The following is a 19125-nucleotide window of genomic DNA, read 5'->3' as shown; positions in this document are numbered from 1 at the left end:
CGGCACACACCCGAGCACGACCCCGGCACGTCCCGGCGCGGCCCCGGACTCACAGCACGCGGCACCACCCCGGCTCACCGCACGCGAATCGCGCTACTCCCCACCCGCATCCACCATGCCGACACCACCGGAGGCCGGCACTCCACCGGACGCCGCGACTCCGCCGGACGCCGCGATCCCGTCGGGCGAAGCTCCACGCTCCACCGCACGTCCACCCCCGTCGCTCTCCCCGTCCCCGTCCCCGTCGCCGTCCGCGGCCCCACCCTCGGGCCCACGTTCCCGCTGGCGCCTCTCACGCACCAGCATCCCCACGGTCCGCACCAGCTCCGCCGGCTCGAACGGCTTCGCGAGAAACGCGTCCACCCCCACCGACTCGCCGTTGTCCACTTCGCTCTGGGTACATGCGCTGACGATGGCGATCGGGATGTCCCACGTCCGCGGATCGGAACGCAACCGCGCCGCGGTGTGCAGCCCGTTGAGCCGCGGCATCACCACATCAAGGGTCACGACATCAGGTCTCACGTGGTGCACCACGTCCAGACATTCGGCACCATCAGCCGCGGTCACGACCTCGAAGCCCTCCAGCTCGAGATTGACCCTGATCAACTGCCGGATCACCTTGTTGTCGTCGACAACGAGGATCCGACCGGACAAGCCAGGCACACCATGAGACTAGGACGCCGCCTGAGACTGCGTCCCGGTTTTCCCCACTTCCGCCCCCGTGCGAGGGACCTTTACCCGACCGCCACCGCCACCTCCCCGCGATGCGCTAAAAGCTCCGGCACAAGGTGCCGCCACCCCTCCCGGCCCCCTCCCCCACGACCCGCGAAACCTGTTCATGAACACCCCATCAGAGCTGGTAGGGTTCTACCCGTCGCCACAGGAACACAGGCGGCAACGCCCCCGTAGCTCAGGGGATAGAGCAACGGCCTCCGGAGCCGTGTGCGCAGGTTCGAATCCTGCCGGGGGCACTTCCGCTCGAGTTGGCACGATTGTGTCGCCGACTTGCGAAAGTGTCGTGTATCAAGGCTCGGACTCAGTCATCGCTGAGTCCGAGCCTTTTTGTTCGCCGCAACCTAAAGACACGCAGCGTGGTGTTCAAGCAGGAATTGCCCCTCTGCCGAAGCGTTCTCCTGCGGCTTGGCCTGACGGGCGACGAAGCAGACGACGCCGCACTGAATCAGCCTGAGGTGGTGGCAGGCCCCAGGCGGCTCCATTCCGTACCCGGCACTTACGGCCCCTTCGACCAGGCCTGGCGAATCATGGAGCTTGAACCCGGGCATCATCCACCGGGGCAGCTGTTCGCCATCACCCTCAACCTGCCCGGCAAACGCAGTTGTGCCACCTCTTCCTATGTATCTGCGCGCGGCCGGGAGACGGAGGCAGCCAACTCCGAGGCGGTTTCGCCTTATCAGCTCCGCACACCGCGCGACCCGTTACGATCTGGACCGGGTATTGCTGCCGAACAGCCCCAATCAGCACAGATCGACGTGGACACGAAGCGGGGATGGCTCATGCGGGACGGCCGGTGGGTCACGGTCACCGAATCCGAGTTCCAGCACGAGCGCCGGGGGCTGGAGGACATCCGCGAGAAGCTCCCCGACAGCGACCCCTGGCGTGCCTGGTCGAACTTCACCTTTACCGCGCACAGCGGCCACGTGCGGGAAGTCGATCTGCTCGTGGTCGCTCCCGGCGGTGTGTACTTGATCGAGCTGAAGGACTGGCACGGCTCGGTCGAGTCCCGCAACGGCACGTGGCTCCAGACTCAGCCCAGCGGCCGGCAGATCGCGCACGGTAATCCGCTCCACCTGGCGAACAAGAAGGCAAAGGAGCTGGCACAGCTTCTGGCCCAGGAGGGCGAGCGGGTGTGGGTGTCGGAGGTCGTCTGCTTCACCGATACCTCGTTGCGGAACCGGTTGCCTTCCCATGATCAGCACGGCCTCTACACCGTCCATCAGCTCGCCCTGATGCTGTCGGAGCCCCCACGCGACGAGCACCGCCGGATCGACAGGTCGCGGTCGCGCCGGATCAAGTCCGCCCTCGAGCGGGTGGGCATCGCCTGCAGTGACGCCGAGCACAAGGTCGGCCCCTATCTGCTGCACCGCAAGTCGTTCGAATCGGGACCGACGTGGGCGGACTATCTGGCCCGGCACAGCGAGCTGCCGGAGGCCGCCCGCATCCGCGTCTACCTGCGGGAGCGCGGATCGGACGCCGAACTGCGGGCATCGGTGGAGCGCGCGGCGCGGCGCGAGGGCGAGGTGCTCAGGAGCTTCAAGCACCCCGGTGTCGTGCAGCTGAAGCAGTACGACCCGTCAGGGCACTCGGCAGGACCCGCGCTGATCTTCGACTTCGATCCGCGGACGCTGCGCCTGGATGAATATCTGGCGCAGTACGGAGAGAAGCTGGACATCCTTAGCCGGATGGCGCTGGTCCGGCAGCTCGCCGAGACCGTGCGCTCGGCGCACGGCCGCCGGATCTACCACCGCACCCTGGCAGCCCGCGCCATCCATGTGATGCCCCGCGCCCGGGGCCGGGCGGCGAGCACGGACGGCGAGGATTCAGGCTGGCTCAGCCCGCATCTGCAGATCTCTGATTGGCAGGTAGCGGTCCAGCGCGGCTCCGAATACGGCGCGCCGAGTGGCGGCGAACGTTTCGCTCCGACGACGTTCTCGCGCGCCGGGGCCCATCTCGCGGAGGGCGCGGATCCGTATCTCGCCCCGGAGCTGACCGCGCTGAAGGCCGACCCGGTTGCGCTGGACATCTACGGCCTGGGCGTCCTCACTTACCTGCTGGCCACCGGCAAGGCTCCGGCCGCCAGCCAGGCCGAGCTGCTGGCCCGTTACGAGGCGGGCGAGGGGCTGCGGCCCAGCGCGGTGGTGGACGGCCTGTCGGAGTACATCGACGAGCTGGTTCAGGCGGCCACCGCCTATCACGTCGACGACCGGCTGGACTCGGTGGACGACTTCCTGGACATGCTGGAAGTCGTCGAGGCGGTTCTGACCGAGCCCGCACCCGCTGACCCCATACGCCCGGCCGGGACCGAGAAGGACCCTCGGGAAGCGGTCGCGGGCGATGTGCTGGCCGGTCGCTGGGAGGTCAGGCGCCGCCTCGGCACGGGGTCGACCAGCCGCGCTTTCCTCGTACGGGACCTGACAACCGGCCCGGAGGTGCGCTTCTCGAAGTCCCTGGCGGTGCTGAAGGTCGCCATGTCGGACAGCCGCGGCGAGACGCTGGCCCACGAGGCCGAGGTGATGGGGCGGCTGCGCCCCGATTCACGGATCATCCGTCTCGTCGAGCCGGAGCCGCAGCGCATCGGCGGCCGCACCGTCCTCGTCATGGAGTATGTCGGTGACGAGCGCGAGGCCGAGGGCGAGCCTGCCGCACCTGGGGAGCGGAGGAGCAGGCGGCGCGAGGAGACGGTCGCCCGCCAGCTGCGGGAACACGGCCGACTGTCGGTGGACCAGCTCGAGGCCTACGGCGACTACCTGTTCGGGGCGGTGGACTTCCTTGAGGGTGAGGGCGTGTGGCACCGCGACATCAAGCCGGACAACATCGCGATCCGTATCCGCCCGAACCGCACCCGTGAGCTGGTGCTGATCGACTTCTCGCTGGCCGGCTACCCCGTGCAGGAGACCGGGGCCGGGACCGACGGCTACCTGGACCCGTTCATCGGCACGCTCACCGATCGCTCGGTGTACGACGGGCACGCAGAGCGGTACGCCCTGGCCGTCACCCTCCACGAGATGGCCTCCCGCGAGCTTCCGGTCTGGGGCGGCGGCAAGGTGTCACCGCGCCAGACCGACCCCGAGAAGGAGCCGTACCCGAAGATCGCGGCGGACGCGTTCGACCCGGCCGTGCAGAACGGCCTGATCGAGTTCTTCCGGACGGCGCTGCACCGCGACGCTGCTCAGCGTTTTCCCGACCTCAAGCCGATGCGGGACGCCTGGAAGAAGATCTTCCTGGCCATGGACGAGGCGAAGCCGTCGTCCCGCCGCTCGCGTCAGCCCTCCTCCGCGCCGGGCCGCGTGAGCGCTCCCGGAGCGGAGGCGGCACCGGCCCAGGACGCCCCCATCCCCGCCGCCGAGGAGGAGAGCGCCGAGCAGCAGCGCGACCGGCTGGCTGCCCAGGCCCGCCGTGAGACCTCCATCTCGGCCTCGGGCCTCAGCCCGGCCGCCGAGTCCTTCGTCTACGGACTGCGCGTCAACGATGTCGGAGGTCTGCTCGACTACAGCCGGCATCAGCTCGTCAACGCGCCCGGCCTGGGTGCCAAGACCCGCAAGGAAGTCCTCCGCCGCATCAAGGAATGGCGGCAGCGGCTTTCCGAGCAGCCGACGACCCCGCTCACTCCCGAGGGCCGGAAGGCGGCGAAGGAAGAGCTGTCGGCTGCCGAGGCCGCGCTCGCGACCGCGATGGCGGAGGGCGGCAGCACCACAGGACTGCCCGAACGCGCGCTGCGCAGCGTCAGCCTCGACACGCTCGCCACGATCTTCGTACCGGAGCTCAAGAAGGACGGGGCGAACCGCAACGAGTGCGAGATGGTGCGACTGCTGCTGCGCCTCCCCGACGAGCAGGGCACGCTGCCCGGGATCGGGGTGTGGCCCAAGCAGAAGGACGTCGCGGGCGCGCTCGGGCTGTCGGCCGGCCGTATCCCGCAGATGCTGAAGACCCAGCGCACCCGGTGGAAGCGGAACCCGGCGGTGCGGGTACTGCGCGCCGAGATCCTGGAGCTGTTGCGGGGGCTCGGCCGGGTCGCCTCGGCCGCGGAGGTCGCGGACGCCCTCGCAGTGCGGCGTGGCACCCAGTTGCCCGAGCGCGAGCAGCGCCGGGCGCTGGCGCTGGCCGCCGTACGAGCCGTGGTGGAGGTCGAGCAACTCGTTCCGGACGAGGCGGAGTTCCAGCACGCGCCGAACCGTGACGCCGCGGACGAGAGCATGGGCGCGGGACTGCTGGCCCTGGAGGTCGGCTCCGACGACGCGCCCGAGACGCCGTCCGGGCCCGGTCTGCTCCACTACGCCCAGCGGCTGGGCAAAGTCGCCGACCGGCTGGCGAAGCTCGACACGCTGCCGACCGCGGCGACGGTTCTGGCGGAGCTGGGCGCCATCACACCTCCGAGCGAGGCCGTGGACTGGGATGAGCGGCGCCTGGTGGAGGTCGCCGCCGCGGCCTCGCGCCGGGCCGCCGCGACGCCCCGGCTGGAGATCTACCCGCGGAATCTGCCTCTCGTGCGGGCCCTGCGCCTCACCCAGGCAGGTCTCGTACCTCTCATCCCCGGCGTGCCGGACGCCCGGCAGCCGGGATTGACGAGCCAGGACGTCCATGAGCGGGTACGGGCACGCTTCCCCGAGCTGCTGAACGAGCTGCGCGGGCACGCGTTGCCGACCGGGGGGCCGTTGACGAAGGCCTTGCGGGACGCCGGGTTCGATCTGGAACTGAAGACCCGCGAGGGCACCGGCACACTGCGCTACATCCCTTGCCAGGCGGATGGCGGCTCCACGTACTTGTCGTCGGACGCCGCCCGCCAGGCCACCGGCACCCTCACCGCCCACCGATACTCCGACGACCCGCAGCTCGCGGGCGCGGTGGTGGCCGAGGAGCGGCTGCAGTCCTCGGCCCGGCGGGACGGCTTCCGCGTGCTGACGGTACGGACGGGACTCGCCGGCCACGCGGTGCGCGAGCTCACGACGGACCGCTTCGGGGCGGAGGCGGTGTCGGTCACCGACCTGTTCCTGCAGGCCCTCCATGAGCAGGTGGACCCGCGACCGAAGCCGACCTGGGAGACGATCCTGCGCGCGGACGCGGCGGAGCCGGGGTCGAAGGCGGCTATGAGGTTCGGCGAGTACGCACGGACGAGTTGGGGCGCGGTGGAGCCCCGGCTGCGAGAGCTGGTATCAGGGGCGCCGCCCGGCTCGGGGTCCCCTGCGCAGCCGGTGCTGCTGACGGACGCGGGTGCGTTCGCGCGCTACGACGCGATGGCGGTGCTGGAACGGCTGGCCGAGGCCGCACGGGACGGGGGGCGCGGGCTGTGGCTGCTGTGTCCGCAGAGCGACCCGGCGCGACCCCCGAGGTTGGGGACAACGGCTGTGCCCTACCAGTCCGGGCTGGGAGAATGGATCGAATTGCCGGAGTCCTGGGTGGCGAATGCCCACCGGGCCGAGGCATCGGCAGCGGGCTTGCCAGGGGACGAGTAGCGGCGTGAGCGTGGACGCTGCCGAGGCCATGGGGACAACGGGACTTACGGGACGTACGGGAGACACGACGACGTGATTGACGCTGCAGCGCTGCGGGCCGACCTGATCAAGCAGGTCAAGACGATCGAGGCGGACCTCGCCAAACAGGTCAAGGACGGGGAGTCGGTCCTCAAACCGCTGCGGCAGGAGTACGAGAAGGCGAGCAAGGCGAATCCGGCAACCCCGAGGTGGGTTGCCTGGCTGGACGCTCGTCTGGCTGAAGGCGACCTGTCGGCGGACCGCGTCGAGCAGGTCCGCGCGGCGGAGTCGCACGCGGGCCGGCTGCGGGCCGAGTACGACGAGGCGCGCAGGCTGGGACGTACGGCGGCGACGTGGAACGCGTGGCTGGACGAGCGGGTCACGCAGGTCGCGGTGGCGTGGGTGCTGGGCACGGTGTTCGTCCGGTTCTGTGAGGACAACCGGCTGATTGCGGAGCCGTATCTGGCGGGGCCCGACGCGGAACGACGGGACCTGGCGGAGGCTCGGTACGCGCAGTACGTGGAGGAGGACCCGGACCCGACCTACCGGGGCTGGCTGGAGCGGGCGTTCGAGGAACTGGGCGCGGGCCAGGCCGGAAAGCTGCTGTTCGACAAGCGGCGCAACCCGCTGTACCAGATTCCGCTGTCGCACGATGCGGCTCGGGCGCTGGTGGAGTTCTGGCGCGAGCGGGGCCAGGGCGACGACAGCGACAAGCTGGTCCACGACTTCACCGACCCGCTGGACGAGGACGACCCCACGAAGGGGTGGGACACCCGGTTCCTGGGTGACCTGTACCAGTGGCTGTCGGAGTCGGCCCGGAAGACGTACGCGCTGCTCCAGACCCCGGAGTTCGTGGAGGAGTTCATCCTCGACCGGACGATGGACCCGGTGGTGCGGGAGCTGGGCGGAAAGTTCGGCGAGCTGAAGATGATCGACCCGACGTGCGGGTCGGGACACTTCGTGCTGGGCGCTTTCCGGCGGATGGTCCGGCTGTTCGCGGAGCGGGAGCCGGGGCGGGATGTGCATGAGCGGGTGCGGGATGCACTGAATGCGGTGCACGGGGTGGATATCAACCCGTTCGCGGTGGCTATTGCGCGGTTCCGGTTGCTGATGGCTGGGATGGCGGCGGGGAATGTTCGGACTCTGACGGCGGCCAACAAATACGACTGGCCGATCCACTTGGCGGTGGGTGACTCGCTCATCCAGGACCGCCAGCTAGAACTTGAACTCATCGGAGAAGAGTCCGGGAAGCGGCTGGTCGACTTCGCATACGCAACGGAGGATGTGCACGAATACCCGCGCATTCTCGAACGAGGGCGCTATGGCGTAGTGGTGGGTAATCCCCCCTACATCACAGTCAAGGATAAGAATCTGAACGCGCTCTATCGGGAGCTGTACGCGTCTTGTGCGGGTAAGTACGCACTTTCCGTCCCCTTCGCCGAGCTCTTCTTCCAGCTATCGAAGATTGGGGACAGCAACGGGCGCGGATATGGCATGGTCGGTCAAATCACCGCGAACTCCTTCATGAAGAGGGAGTTCGGGAACAAGCTGATTGAGGAATATTTCGCCCACAAGATCGAGCTGACTGAGGTCATTGACACCTCAGGGGCTTACATCCCTGGACACGGTACACCGACAGTGATTCTTGTTGGGCGGCGCCGCTCAGGGGAAACTCGAACAGAAAAGATTCGCACCGTCCGGAGCATTCAAGGCGAACCCTCGGCTCCCAAAAGGGCAGCTGATGGACTGGTCTGGAAGGCCATCGTCAGCCAGATCGACCAACCGGGTTCATCGAGCTCTTGGGTATCGGTTGACGACCTCGCACGTGAACGGTATTTTGGCAAACAACCCTGGATCCTAACGGACGGTGGCCTTGAGCTCGTAGAGCGAATCGAAGAGAGCACAGTTGCTCGTCTCCGCCAAATGTTGGCGCTGGATGTCGGGTTCGGCGGGATCACCGCCGAGGATGACGCATTTTTCTTCCCCAATGCGTCATCCGCCCGACGCCAGGGCATCGAAACGACGATCCCAATGGTCACGGGAGACGTCGTTCGCAACTACTCCATTGCACCCGAGATCACCAGCATCTGGCCATACGATGGCAATCTTGCGACCATAAAGTCCGCGGCAATCCCAGAAACGATCCGGGCAATGTGGCCGAATCGACGTGTCCTGCAACGACGCAAGCGCTTTGGGAAGTTCATCGACACCATTCCGGCGATCCAGTGGTATGAGTACGGAGAACTTTACCGCGAGAAGCTGCGAACATCACGATCGATCGTCTTTGGATTCGTCGCCACGCACAACCACTTCACGCTTGACCGCGGAGGTAAGGTATTTAAACAGTCCGCGCCGATGATAAAGCTGCCTGAGACAGCAAGCGAAGAGGATCACCTTAGGATTCTTGGACTGCTCAATAGTTCCACCGCCTGCTTCTGGCTCAAGATGATGAGCCATGACAAGGGTAGCCAGGGGGTAAACGAGGGCTTCAAGTCGCAAGACTGGGAACGTTTCTACGAGTTCACTGGTACCAAAATTCAGAAGTTTCCTGTTCCTCTCGCTCAGCCCTGCAGCCTAGTGGGCGCCCTGGATGCACTGGCACAGGAGCTCATTGCCACTAGCCCCGCCGCGCTTGCCGCTCCGAATGCCGCCACCCCCACCGCACTTTCACTCCGTGCGGCCCGCACCAAGTGGGAGTCCACCCGCGCCCGCATGATCGCGCTCCAGGAAGAGTTGGACTGGCACGTCTATGCCCTCTACGACCTGCACGCCATAGACCTCCGCGCCGCCGAATCCGAGGTCCCCGAACTCGCCCTTGGTGAACGCGCCTTCGAGATTGTGCTCGCCCGGGGCGTCAAGAAGGGTGAGGCATCCGACGAGTGGTTCAAGCGACATAACTCCAAGCCCATCACTGAGATCCCTGATCACTGGTCCGATGCCTACAAAGCCGTCGTCCAAAAGCGCATCGATGCCATAGAGACGTCACGCGCCATCGGCATGGTGGAGCGCCCCGAGTACAAACGCCGCTGGGCAACCGAGGCGTGGGACGTCCTCCAAGAGCATGCGCTCAAGTCTTGGCTGCTGGATCACATGGAGAAGCGCGAGCTGTGGCTCCCGGACGGGCAGCCGACCATCCTCACCCGCGACGAGCTCGCTTCCGCTCTCTCGTCCGATGAGAACTTCGTGTCCGTCGCGGAGCTGTATGCCCCCCGCGCAGAGCTCGCGACAGTCGTCGCCGGCCTTCTCGCCGAGGAGCACGTACCGTTCCTCCCTGCGCTTCGCTACAAACTCAGCGGTCTGAAGAAACGCGTCGACTGGGAGCACGTCTGGGACCTCCAGCGCAAAGAGGATGCCGTTCCAGACGAGCCCGCCAAACGCAAGATCCGGGGCACCATCCCCGTGCCGCCCAAGTACACCTCGGCCGACTTCCTCAAGCCGTCCTACTGGCGTGCCCGAGGCAAGCTGGACGTGCCCAAGGAGCGGTTCATCTCGTACGCGACTGGCGCGATCTCCGGTACACCAAACCTGTTCGGCTGGGCGGGCTGGGACCACCGGGAGCAGGCGCAGGCGCTCGCCACGTACTTCACGAACCATGACGGGCTGTCCTCCGAGGAGATGACGCCGCTGCTCGCGGGTCTGCTCGAACTTCAGCCCTGGCTCGACCAGTGGCATGACGACTTCGACCCGCTTTACGGCAGCTCCCCCGCGGCCTTCTTCGCGGGCTACCGCGCCACCCAGCAGGGTGAACACGGTCTGACCGACGACGATCTGCGGGCCTGGCGGCCCACCCCGGCCGCTCGTGGCCGGCGCTCGGCCAAGGGCTGATCTCTAGCCCGGCGTGTCCTCCCTGCCTCTGCCCGGGGAGGACACGCCAGTGTCTCGCACGGTCAACGGTGCGGTGGCATCCATCAGCAGTGCCGGTCCCTCGTCCAATTCGAGCACGATGGTGCACCCGCCGCCCAGCGCTGACCGCTCAGCGCCCACCCTCTGTACCTTGCGCCACGCGCCCCGTACTCGTACGCACTGACCTGCGCGGACCGCTGCCGCAGCGATCGCGATCCCGTCGCGTTCCGTAAAGAGATGCGGAGCCTTTAGCTCAGCCCAGACGGTCTTGCCGATCCCGCACGCGCGTTGCTCAAAGCCCCAGCGATGGGCCAGCGCTTCCACGAGCAGCAGCCCGCGCCCGCCCGTCTCATCCTCTCCAGGCGCCCGCACCTCCGGTTTCCCTTCACCTGCATCGCTGACTTCCAGCCTCAGCAGGTCGTCTTCCACCAGCCACTCGATCCGCACACCCACCAGCCGGTCACGCGGCACACGCACCTGCAGCGCGTTGGTCACCAGCTCGGATAGAACTAACTCTCCTGTCTCCCACACGTCTTGGCCTGCTCCCCAGGTACCGAGTACGGCATACAGCAACGCTCGCGCCCTTCGAACGCTGCTGCGGCGACGGGATAGTCGGAAGGTGACTTCGTTCGGTGCAGCCATGGCGGCCCCCAGAGGGTCGAAGTGCGTCCGGGATCCCATGGCCGAGATTGCGCTTCGAGCCGCAGGACACCGATGTCCATGGCCAGCAGAATGACCAGACACCGCGCGAATCTGCAACGTTGCCAATTGGAATCATGCCGATTTTCGCTCTTCCGAGTTAATCTCAGCCCGCCGGGGCCGCCGTCTTGCTAGAGCTATACGCATGCCTGCGAAGAGCACCAGCCCGAACCCATCAACCGTCCTCGGCCGCCAACTTGGCGATGAGCTGAAGCGGTTGCGAGACGCGTCAGGTCTCACCACCACGCAAGCCGCCGAGGCCCTCGACTGCACCAAAGGCAAGGTCAGCCGGATTGAAAACGGACGCGTGGCACTGCGGCTCCCGGACCTGACGGCGATGCTGCAGGCGTACGGCGTAGCCGACGCTGAGGTGAGAGAGCGGCTGGCTGCGCTGGCGCGCAAGGCCAATCGCCGGCGCAGGGAGGGCTGGTGGAATCAGTACGGTTCGGTTCTTGCCGATACGTATCGCGACTACATCGCCTTGGAAGCGATGGCCAGCTCCATCCGCACGTTCCAGGCTCAACTTGTCCCCGGCCTGCTTCAGACCCCTGAGTACATCCGAGCCGTGACCGTGGCCTCGCAGCAATGGCAGACCGCAGACGAGATCGAGGCATTCGTCCAGGTGCGTCTCGCCCGGCAGGAACGCCTCACCGGCGACTCCCCTCTGCGTATCTGGGCAGTTCTGTCGGAGGCCGTGCTCCTCCAACAGGTTGGCGGGCCAGAGGTGATGAAGACGCAGCTACAGCACCTGCTGGACGTCTGCGAAAACCCCAACGTGACCATCCAGGTGCTGCCGTTCTCGCGGGGAGCCCATGCGAGTATGTTCGGGCCGTACGTAGTGCTGGGATTCCCCGAGCTGGGAGCACTCGACGTGGTGCTGGCCGACAACCCGACCGGCTCCATGTGGCTGGAGCAGGAGACCGAGGTCGCCCGTTACCAAGATCTCTTCGGGGCCGCCCGCACATCTGCGCTCTCACCAGTGGAGTCCCGCGGCATCATCCGTCGCAGGGCCAAGGAGCACAGAGCATGAAAAGTGGACACCACATAACGCCGAACTTGTCGGGTGCAAGCTGGCACAGCAGCACGTACAGCGGTGGCAATAACGAGTGTGTCGAGATCGCCGACAATCTCCCCCACCTCGTCCACGTCCGCGACAGCAAGCGCCCCACCGGTCCCGTCATACGCTTCAGCCACACCGCCTGGAGAGCCTTCCTCGCACACCTGAACTGAGGCGGCGCCCCGGCACAGCGACTGCGCGAGCGCGGCGGAGCGTGTACCGCCCACCGCACGCACCGCTCCCACCTCGTATGCAACCGTTACGATCGAGGACGGGCCGCAGCCGTCAGCGCGACGGCTGATGACAACACTCCGGGAGCACGCGGGAACAATCCGTGATTGCTGCCCCGGCCGGGGGATCGCCCTGCTGTCCAGGCCCGCACGCACGACCAGGACGCAGGAACCAGGAGAAGCGAGACACAGATGGCCCCGAACGCCCCCGGCACGGCCCCACTGCTCCGCGACGTCATCGACATCAAGACGTCGATCTCCACCTCCGACTTCGTGCTGAAGCTCGCGGAGGCCGTCACAGACGAGGGGGCAGCCCATGCGCTGCGGGACTACGTCGTCACCGAGCGGCTCCTCGAGAACTTCGACGAGGCGCTCGGCCTGATCAAGGCGTCCCTCGACGGGCACACCTCGAAGGCCGCCTATCTCCACGGCTCTTTCGGTTCCGGTAAGTCGCACTTCATGGCGGTCCTGCACGCCCTCCTCCGGGGGGAACCGGCAGTCCGCAGCCGCGGGGACTTCGATCCGGTCCTCGCCAAGCACGAGTGGCTGGGCAGCGAGGGCAAGCGCTTCCTCCTCGTCCCGTACCACATGCTCGGCGCGAAGTCCCTGGAGCAGCGGGTCCTCGGCGGCTACGTCAGCCACGTCAAGGGCCTGCCCCAGCACAAGGACGCTCCCACTCCCCAGGTCTACCGGACCGATTCCCTCTTCGAGGACATCCGCTCCCACCGTCGGCGCGTGGGCGACCAGACCTTCATCGACGGGCTCGCCGACGCTCCCACCCCCGGCGCCGCCGGCGCCGACGAGGATAACGACGACGAGTGGGGCGAGCCGTTCGCCTGGACGCCGGAGCTCCTCGACACCGCGCTGGCCGCCGAGGAGCTGGACGGCGGCGAGGTGAATCTCAACCTCATCAACCCCAGTACCCCGGCCGAGCTACGCGCGAAGCTCGTCCATGACGCGAGCGTCACCTGGTTCCCGGGCTTCGCCAGGAACGCTGCCGAGGACGAGCACGGCTTCATCTCTCTCGATGCCGGCCTCGCCGTGATCGCCGAGCATGCGAAGTCGCTCGGCTACGACGGGCTGATCCTCTTCATGGACGAGCTGATCCTTTGGCTCGCCAACCGGATCCATGACCAGAAGTTCGTCTCCCGTGAGACGGACAAGATCACCAACTTCGTGGAGGGCGCCGACTCACGCCGGGCCATCCCGATCGTCTCCTTCATCGCCCGCCAGAGAGACCTGCGCGAACTCGTCGGCGAAGAGACTTCCGGCGCGGCTGAGACCGCGATCCAGGACAGCCTCAACCTGGCCTCCGGCCGCTTCGACAAGATCACGCTGGAGGACCGCAACCTTCCCCAGATCGCGCACGCACGCCTCCTGAAGCCTAAGAACGCGGAGGCCGCCGCCAAGCTGGACGGCGCCTTCACAAAGATCAAGCGGGTCGGGCCGCAGATCTGGGACGTGCTGCTCGGCTCGGACGAGGCGACGACCGGGGCCGACGAGGAGTCGTTCCGGCTGACGTACCCCTTCTCCCCCGCTTTCATGGACACCCTCGTCCATATCTCCTCCGCCCTGCAGCGCTCCCGCACCGGGCTGAAGCTCATGGGCCAGCTCCTCGCCGATCACCGGGACGATGCGACGCTGGCGAACCTGATTCCGCTCGGCGATCTGTACCCGGTCATCGCGGACGGCGGCGACAGGCCGTTCGTGGACAGCCTGAAGGTGGAGTTCAAGGTCGCGGACAAGCTGTACCGGACCAAGCTGCGGCCGTACCTCCTGGGCACGTACGAGATCACCGAGGAGGACGTCGAGCGGTATCAGCACCGCCGGGAGAGCATCACCGATCAGCAGCTTCTTGGCCGCTGCCGGGGCTTCGTGGGCGACAACCGGCTGATGTGCACCCTGCTGCTGTCGGCGCTCGCCCCCGGCGTGCCCGCGCTCCGCGATCTCACGATCCGGCGGCTCGGGGCGCTGAACCACGGTTCGGTCCTCTCCCCCATCCCCGGTGCCGAGGTCGGAGCGATCCAGACGAAGGTCGACGAGTGGGCCACCCGCTTCGCCGAGATCAAGCCGACCGGTACCAAGACCAATCCCGGCGTACGGCTCGAACTGGCCGGGGTGGACGTCGACTCCGTGATCGCCAACGCCAACGTCAACAACAACCAGTCCAACCGCCGGGCCCTGGCCACGCGGATCCTTGCCGAAGAACTGGGCCTCGAGGTCCACGACCGCATGGGCGCGGACGAGCTGACTCTGGTCTGGCGCGGGTCGAACCGGACGGCCGAGGTCGTCATCGGCAATGTCACCGATACCGAGAACATGCCCGACCACGAGTTCTCCCCGAGCCAGGACGGCCTGTGGCGGCTGGTGGTCGACCTGCCTTACCACGAGGGCGAGCACGGGTCCGTCGAGGCCGTCAACCGCATGCGCGGCCTGCGCCCGCCGTCCGGCGCCGGGCCCCGCACCGTGGGATGGATCCCCGCCTACCTGTCGGCCGCGCGCTACAAGGACTTCCAGAAGCTGGTCGTCATCGACTATGCGCTGGCCGACCAGCGGCGCTTCGACACCTCCTACGCCCAGCACCTCAACGCCGACAACCGGGCACGCGCCAAGGTGCTCCTCGAGGGGCAGCGCGACGCCCTCCGGAAGAAGGTGAAGGCGGCCTTCAAGGAGGCGTACGCGTGTGCCGACAAGAAGGCTGTCGACGTGGATGTGTCCTTCGACGACCATTTCCAACCGCTGCGTGACGTCCCCGAGCTGCGGGTCTCCATCGGGCAGACGCTGTCCGACGGGGCTCGGCACATCGTGAAGCAGCTGCTGGCGCATCAGTTCCCCGCGCATCCGGACCTGGACCCTGACGGCACCAACACCGCGGTCAAGCCCAGTGACGCGCGCACCGTGTTCGGACACATCCGGGCGGCGGCGGAATCCGCCGACCGGCAGGTCGAGATCCCCTCGAAGGACCGGCCAGTGATGCGGCGTATCGCGACGCCACTCGGGCTCGGCCAGCAGAAGGAGGCGTACTTCCGGCCCTCCAACCGCTGGGTGGACCACTTCAACCTGCAGGCCCGTAACGACGCGGGGCCGAGCGACCTGAGCGTGGTCCAGCTCACGGAGTGGATCGACCAGCCCGAGCCGATGGGGCTCGCCCCCTTCCTCGCCAACCTGGTAATCGCCGCCTACGCCGAGATGGACGACCGGGTGTGGGTACGCGCCGGCAGCGTGCTCGACCCCTCCCCCGAGCTCTCGGCCATCAAGCCTCAGGACGCGCTGCGCTCCCAGCCGCTGCCGGAGGAATCGGTCTGGGAAGAGGCCGGGAGCCGGTTCTGGGACATCTTCGGGGAGCAGCCCCCGAAGCTGCGCCGAGGACGGTTGGTCAGCCACTTCGCCCGGCAGATCACCAGCAGGGCCCGCGAATACAAGCCGCAAGTGGACACGCTCGTCGAGGAGCTGGAGAAGCACGCGACGCTGCTCGGCCTGAACGGGGCCGATGAACCCGCGTCGGGCAGGCTCACCCTCGCCCGTCGCTCGCGTGACCTGCTGGGCGAGCTGTACGTCCTCTCCCAGGGCCCGACCGGAGGTTCGGCGGCAGCGAAACAGATCATCACTGCCTTTGCCGGCTTCGACCTGGGTGAGGCGTCCGCCAGCCGGTACGGGGCCTCGATCAAGCAGGCGAAGGCCGTAGCCGACGCGATGGTCGTCGCGGCCTGGGACATGCTGAGGCTTGCCCCCAACTACGGGCCGCAGGGCGAGGCGGTGCTGGAGGCGCTGCGCGGCGCCGCGCGTGCCGATCAGCGCACCATGCGGCTCGAGGACGCTCTGCGGGACGCGCGAAAGTCCATCGTCGCGGTCATCGAGCGCAGCCAGGCTGCCGTCCGACCGCAGCCGCCCGCGGTCACGCCCGCCACCCCTGTGTCTCCGGCGGCCCCGCGCACCAGCCCCAATGAGGTGAGCCTGGACAACAAGACCGCTCAGCCTCCCGTGTCGACCAAGCACCCGCTTCCCGGCCCCCGTGCCGCGCGCCGCTCGGGCGGGGGCCGGGCGAAGGCGTCCCAGGCAATCGTCCAGCTCCGGGCGGAGCTGGACGAACTGGCCGCCACCGAGCCCGATGCGACGATCGAGATCAGCTGGCGGGTCGTGGAATGAACGAAATGAGGCATGTGCGGTGACCACGGCGACCAGTGCGAGCGTGGAGACCCTCACGAGCGCGGTGCGGCTCAACTCCGCCACCATCACCCAGTACCTGGTGTCGCAACGGGGACTACCCCCGGGTAAGCGCCGGGCCGTGCTGCTGCGCGCCGCACCCTGCTGGGACGGCCCGGCTGAACTGCCGTGGGGCGAACGGCGGCAGGCGGCTGTCGCGACCGCGCCCTCGCCGCTTGCCGCATACGAGCTGGTCCTGGCGCATCAGGCACCCTCGGCAACGGGCCCCGACGTCCTGGTGGTGCTCACCGACCGGGAGGAGGCCGAACTCGGCCCCGACCTGCTGGCCAAGGTGCACCGGCACCGAGTCAACGCCGTGGACACGTGGGATGTCGTCCGGGAAAGCTTTGGCGCCCTCCACACCGACAGCCGGCTGGTCAATGAGAACTGGGCCGCCGAGTCGCTGCTGGACGCCACCCCGCCGGGTGGCTGGCCCCAGCTGCCCGGCGGAGTGTTGTCCCGGGACAAGGCGCTCAGCGAACTCACGCTCCGCAGGCTCGGCATCGGCCGGTACGACCCGGACCGTGACCAGCACCCGCTTTCGACGAACGGCGACGAACTCGACATCCACTCCCTGCTGAGGTGGTCGCTGGCCTCCGGCGGCCCGGACCGCTTTCTGGCGCTGCGCGCACCTGAGCGTGCCGGTATCCGGCAGTTCCTCGGGAAGTCGGAGCAGGCGGGGCAGGCCGGGCGGGGGCTGCTCGCCCTGGTCGAGGCCGAGCACGGTCCGGACGCCGTCGCCTTCGGTCTCGTCTGCGCCGCGCTGTGGGGGCATTCCGACGCGGCAGCAGACGCCGAGAACTACCGGGCCCGGGGGCGCGCCGAGCGATGGTTCGGGGAAGAGCCGCCCGCTCATGGGGAGGCCCTTGACACACTCGTAGCGGCCTTCGGACGGTCCTGCGAGGAATTCGTCTCCGGGCTGCTGCTGACCGGACGGTCGGATCACGAAGAGTCGTCGGCGACCGCGCGTCGGCTGTCCGGCGCCGCGCTCGACCGTGCGGTCTCCCTGGCGCGGCAGTTCGGCGCAGAACCGGCCACCCATAGGAGCCCTCTGCTGGCCGCGGGACTCGAGGCCCGGTTCACCACCGTCGGGGAGGCTCTCCTGGACGGCGGCCAGGCGCGGATCGCGCGGGCGGTGGAGGCGCTCAACGATCACCGGCTCGCGCCAGAGCCCGATGCCCGCCCCCGCGCCGAACGGGCGCGGATGGCACAGCGGCTCATCCAGTGGCTCGCGACCGAACCGGCGGTGGAGAGCGAGAGTGTGGCGGCCAGCATCAACCGCCATGTCGCCGAAACCGGCTGGGTGGATCTTGCGCTGGAGCACATCGAGTCCGGCGGGGATGTGGACGCGACGCTGAAGTCCGCTTACGACGCCTTGTGCACCTCCGTACGTGCCCGCCGCCGCGAGATCGACCGGAGCTTCGCCCAGTGCCTCGCCACCCATGCGACAGCCGGCCGGACTCCCGAGAGCATGCTGACGGTGGAGTCCTTCCTTCCGACCGTCGTCGCCCCTGTGGTGAAGGCGGGGAAGCGCCGGGTCCTGCTGCTGGTGCTCGACGGGATGAGCGCCGCCATCGCCGCCCAGCTCGCCGAGGAACTGCGCGACCACTGGGTGGAGTACGACCCGCTGCCCAAGGCAAAGGGTGCCCCGCGGCGCCGGGCGATGGCCGCCGCGCTGCCCACCGTCACGGCTGTGTCGCGGACCTCGCTGTTCGCCGCCCGGCTCATGAGGGGCACGCAGGCCGACGAGAGAAAACTCTTCCCCGAGCACCGCTTCTGGGGAGAAGACCAGGCCGGGGTCTTCCACAAGGATGATCTGCGAGGCGAGACCAGCGGCGATCCCATTGGGCCGGAACTGCATGAAGCACTGATCAGTGACCGCACGCATGTCGCTGTGGTGCTGAACACCATCGACGACCGGCTTGCCACGGAGCAGAAGCTCGGCGACGGGGCCTGGCGGCTCGGCGAGATAGGGCGGCTTCTGGACCTGCTGCGTTTTGCCGCCGGCCAGGGCCGCGCTGTGATTCTCACCAGCGATCACGGGCATGTCATCGACCGGCATGGGGTGCGGGTCGACACCGACCCCGACGGTGTGGAATCCGCTCGGCACCGGTCCGGAGGGGGCCCGCTCGCCGAGACGGAGATCGTGCTCTCGGGACCGCGCGTGATCGCGCCTGATCCTGGCGGTGAGATCGTCGCGCTCTGGGACGCCGACTCCCGCTACACCTCACAGAAGGCCGGCTACCACGGCGGCGCCTCCCTGGCCGAGGTCGCCATTCCGGTACTCGCCTTCCTCCCGTTCGGCGCGGAGCCGCCCAGCGGCTGGCGTGAGCTGGGCAGTCAGCAGCCGCCGTGGTGGACACTCACCCCGAACGCTCCCGAGCGAGCGCCCGTACGGCCTGCCGCGATCTCCGCACCCGCGAAGAAGCCGTCGAAGCAGGCCACCGAGCTGGCCCAAAGCCACGACTCGCTCTTCGAAGTGGCTGTGGTTCCCTCACAGAGCGAAGATGCCCTGCTCTCCGCCGAGCTGGTGTCGCCGGACGACACTCTGGTCAGCGGCTTGCTGGCGTCCGAGGTCTTCGGTGCCCAGGTGCAGTTGCTCGCCCGCAAGCCGGATCTGCCGCGGGTGGAGAAGGCCGTGCGGGCCCTGCTGGACGCGGGCGGCACGCTTCCGGTGACGGCCCTGGCCCAGCGCATCGGCCTGCCGGCGTCCAGAGCGGCCGACGGCTTCGCCGCCGTACTACGACAGCTGCTGAACCACGACGGTGTGCAGGTACTGGAGACCTTGCCGGACGGCCGGACGCTGCGGTTGCACACGGGACTGCTGCGCGACCAGTTCGAGCTGACGTGACGGGTTGAGACGTGTTGCGTGGTGCCGGACCGGACA

The 19125-nt window shown here is 68.0% G+C and carries 8 protein-coding genes and 1 tRNA gene; 7 read left to right on the top strand and 2 right to left on the bottom strand.

Annotated features, from left to right (window positions below; genetic code table 11):
- Window positions 1-93: 93 nt before the first annotated feature.
- On the bottom strand, window positions 94-663 hold the full coding sequence (locus ABR737_RS30765) for a response regulator (protein WP_350253968.1): 570 nt from the start codon (window positions 661-663) through the stop codon (window positions 94-96).
- Window positions 664-899: 236 nt separating this feature from the next.
- Between ABR737_RS30765 and ABR737_RS30760 the strand changes: the two genes are divergently transcribed.
- The 3 genes from ABR737_RS30760 (at window position 900) to pglX (ending at window position 10031) form a co-directional block, all read left to right on the top strand.
- Window positions 900-971 (top strand) — tRNA-Arg (locus ABR737_RS30760).
- A gap of 543 nt (window positions 972-1514) precedes the next feature.
- Window positions 1515-6188 carry a BREX system serine/threonine kinase PglW gene (gene pglW, locus ABR737_RS30755; RefSeq protein ID WP_350253966.1) on the top strand — a complete coding sequence of 1558 codons (4674 nt, stop codon included), beginning with the start codon at window positions 1515-1517 and terminating at the stop codon, window positions 6186-6188.
- Window positions 6189-6455: 267 nt separating this feature from the next.
- On the top strand, window positions 6456-10031 hold the full coding sequence (gene pglX / locus ABR737_RS30750; RefSeq protein ID WP_350256986.1) for a BREX-2 system adenine-specific DNA-methyltransferase PglX: 3576 nt from the start codon (window positions 6456-6458) through the stop codon (window positions 10029-10031).
- Between the two features lie 3 nt (window positions 10032-10034).
- On the opposite strand, the gene ABR737_RS30745 is transcribed toward pglX, so the two are convergent.
- Entirely contained in the window at window positions 10035-10691 is a 657-nt protein-coding gene (locus ABR737_RS30745; RefSeq protein WP_350253964.1) for an ATP-binding protein, read from the bottom strand.
- 202 nt (window positions 10692-10893) lie between these two features.
- On the opposite strand from ABR737_RS30745, the gene ABR737_RS30740 reads away from it, so the two are divergent.
- The 4 genes from ABR737_RS30740 (at window position 10894) to pglZ (ending at window position 19089) form a co-directional block, all read left to right on the top strand.
- A complete protein-coding gene (locus ABR737_RS30740) occupies window positions 10894-11778 on the top strand; it encodes a helix-turn-helix domain-containing protein (protein WP_350253963.1) in 885 nt (294 codons plus the stop codon).
- A gap of 26 nt (window positions 11779-11804) precedes the next feature.
- Complete coding sequence (locus ABR737_RS30735; protein ID WP_350253962.1) at window positions 11805-11978, top strand: DUF397 domain-containing protein; 174 nt, start codon at window positions 11805-11807, stop codon at window positions 11976-11978.
- A gap of 249 nt (window positions 11979-12227) precedes the next feature.
- A complete protein-coding gene (gene pglY, locus ABR737_RS30730) occupies window positions 12228-16181 on the top strand; it encodes a BREX-2 system ATPase PglY (protein WP_350253960.1) in 3954 nt (1317 codons plus the stop codon).
- A gap of 19 nt (window positions 16182-16200) precedes the next feature.
- Window positions 16201-19089: a BREX-2 system phosphatase PglZ gene (pglZ, locus tag ABR737_RS30725; protein ID WP_350253958.1), complete on the top strand. Its 2889-nt coding sequence runs from the start codon at window positions 16201-16203 to the stop codon at window positions 19087-19089.
- Window positions 19090-19125: the final 36 nt, after the last annotated feature.

This window comes from Streptomyces sp. Edi2, assembly GCF_040253635.1.
Taxonomy (GTDB): Bacteria; Actinomycetota; Actinomycetes; order Streptomycetales; family Streptomycetaceae; genus Streptomyces.
The sequence above is the reverse complement of the archived record's forward strand: the minus strand, read 5'-3'. Positions and strand labels throughout refer to the sequence as shown.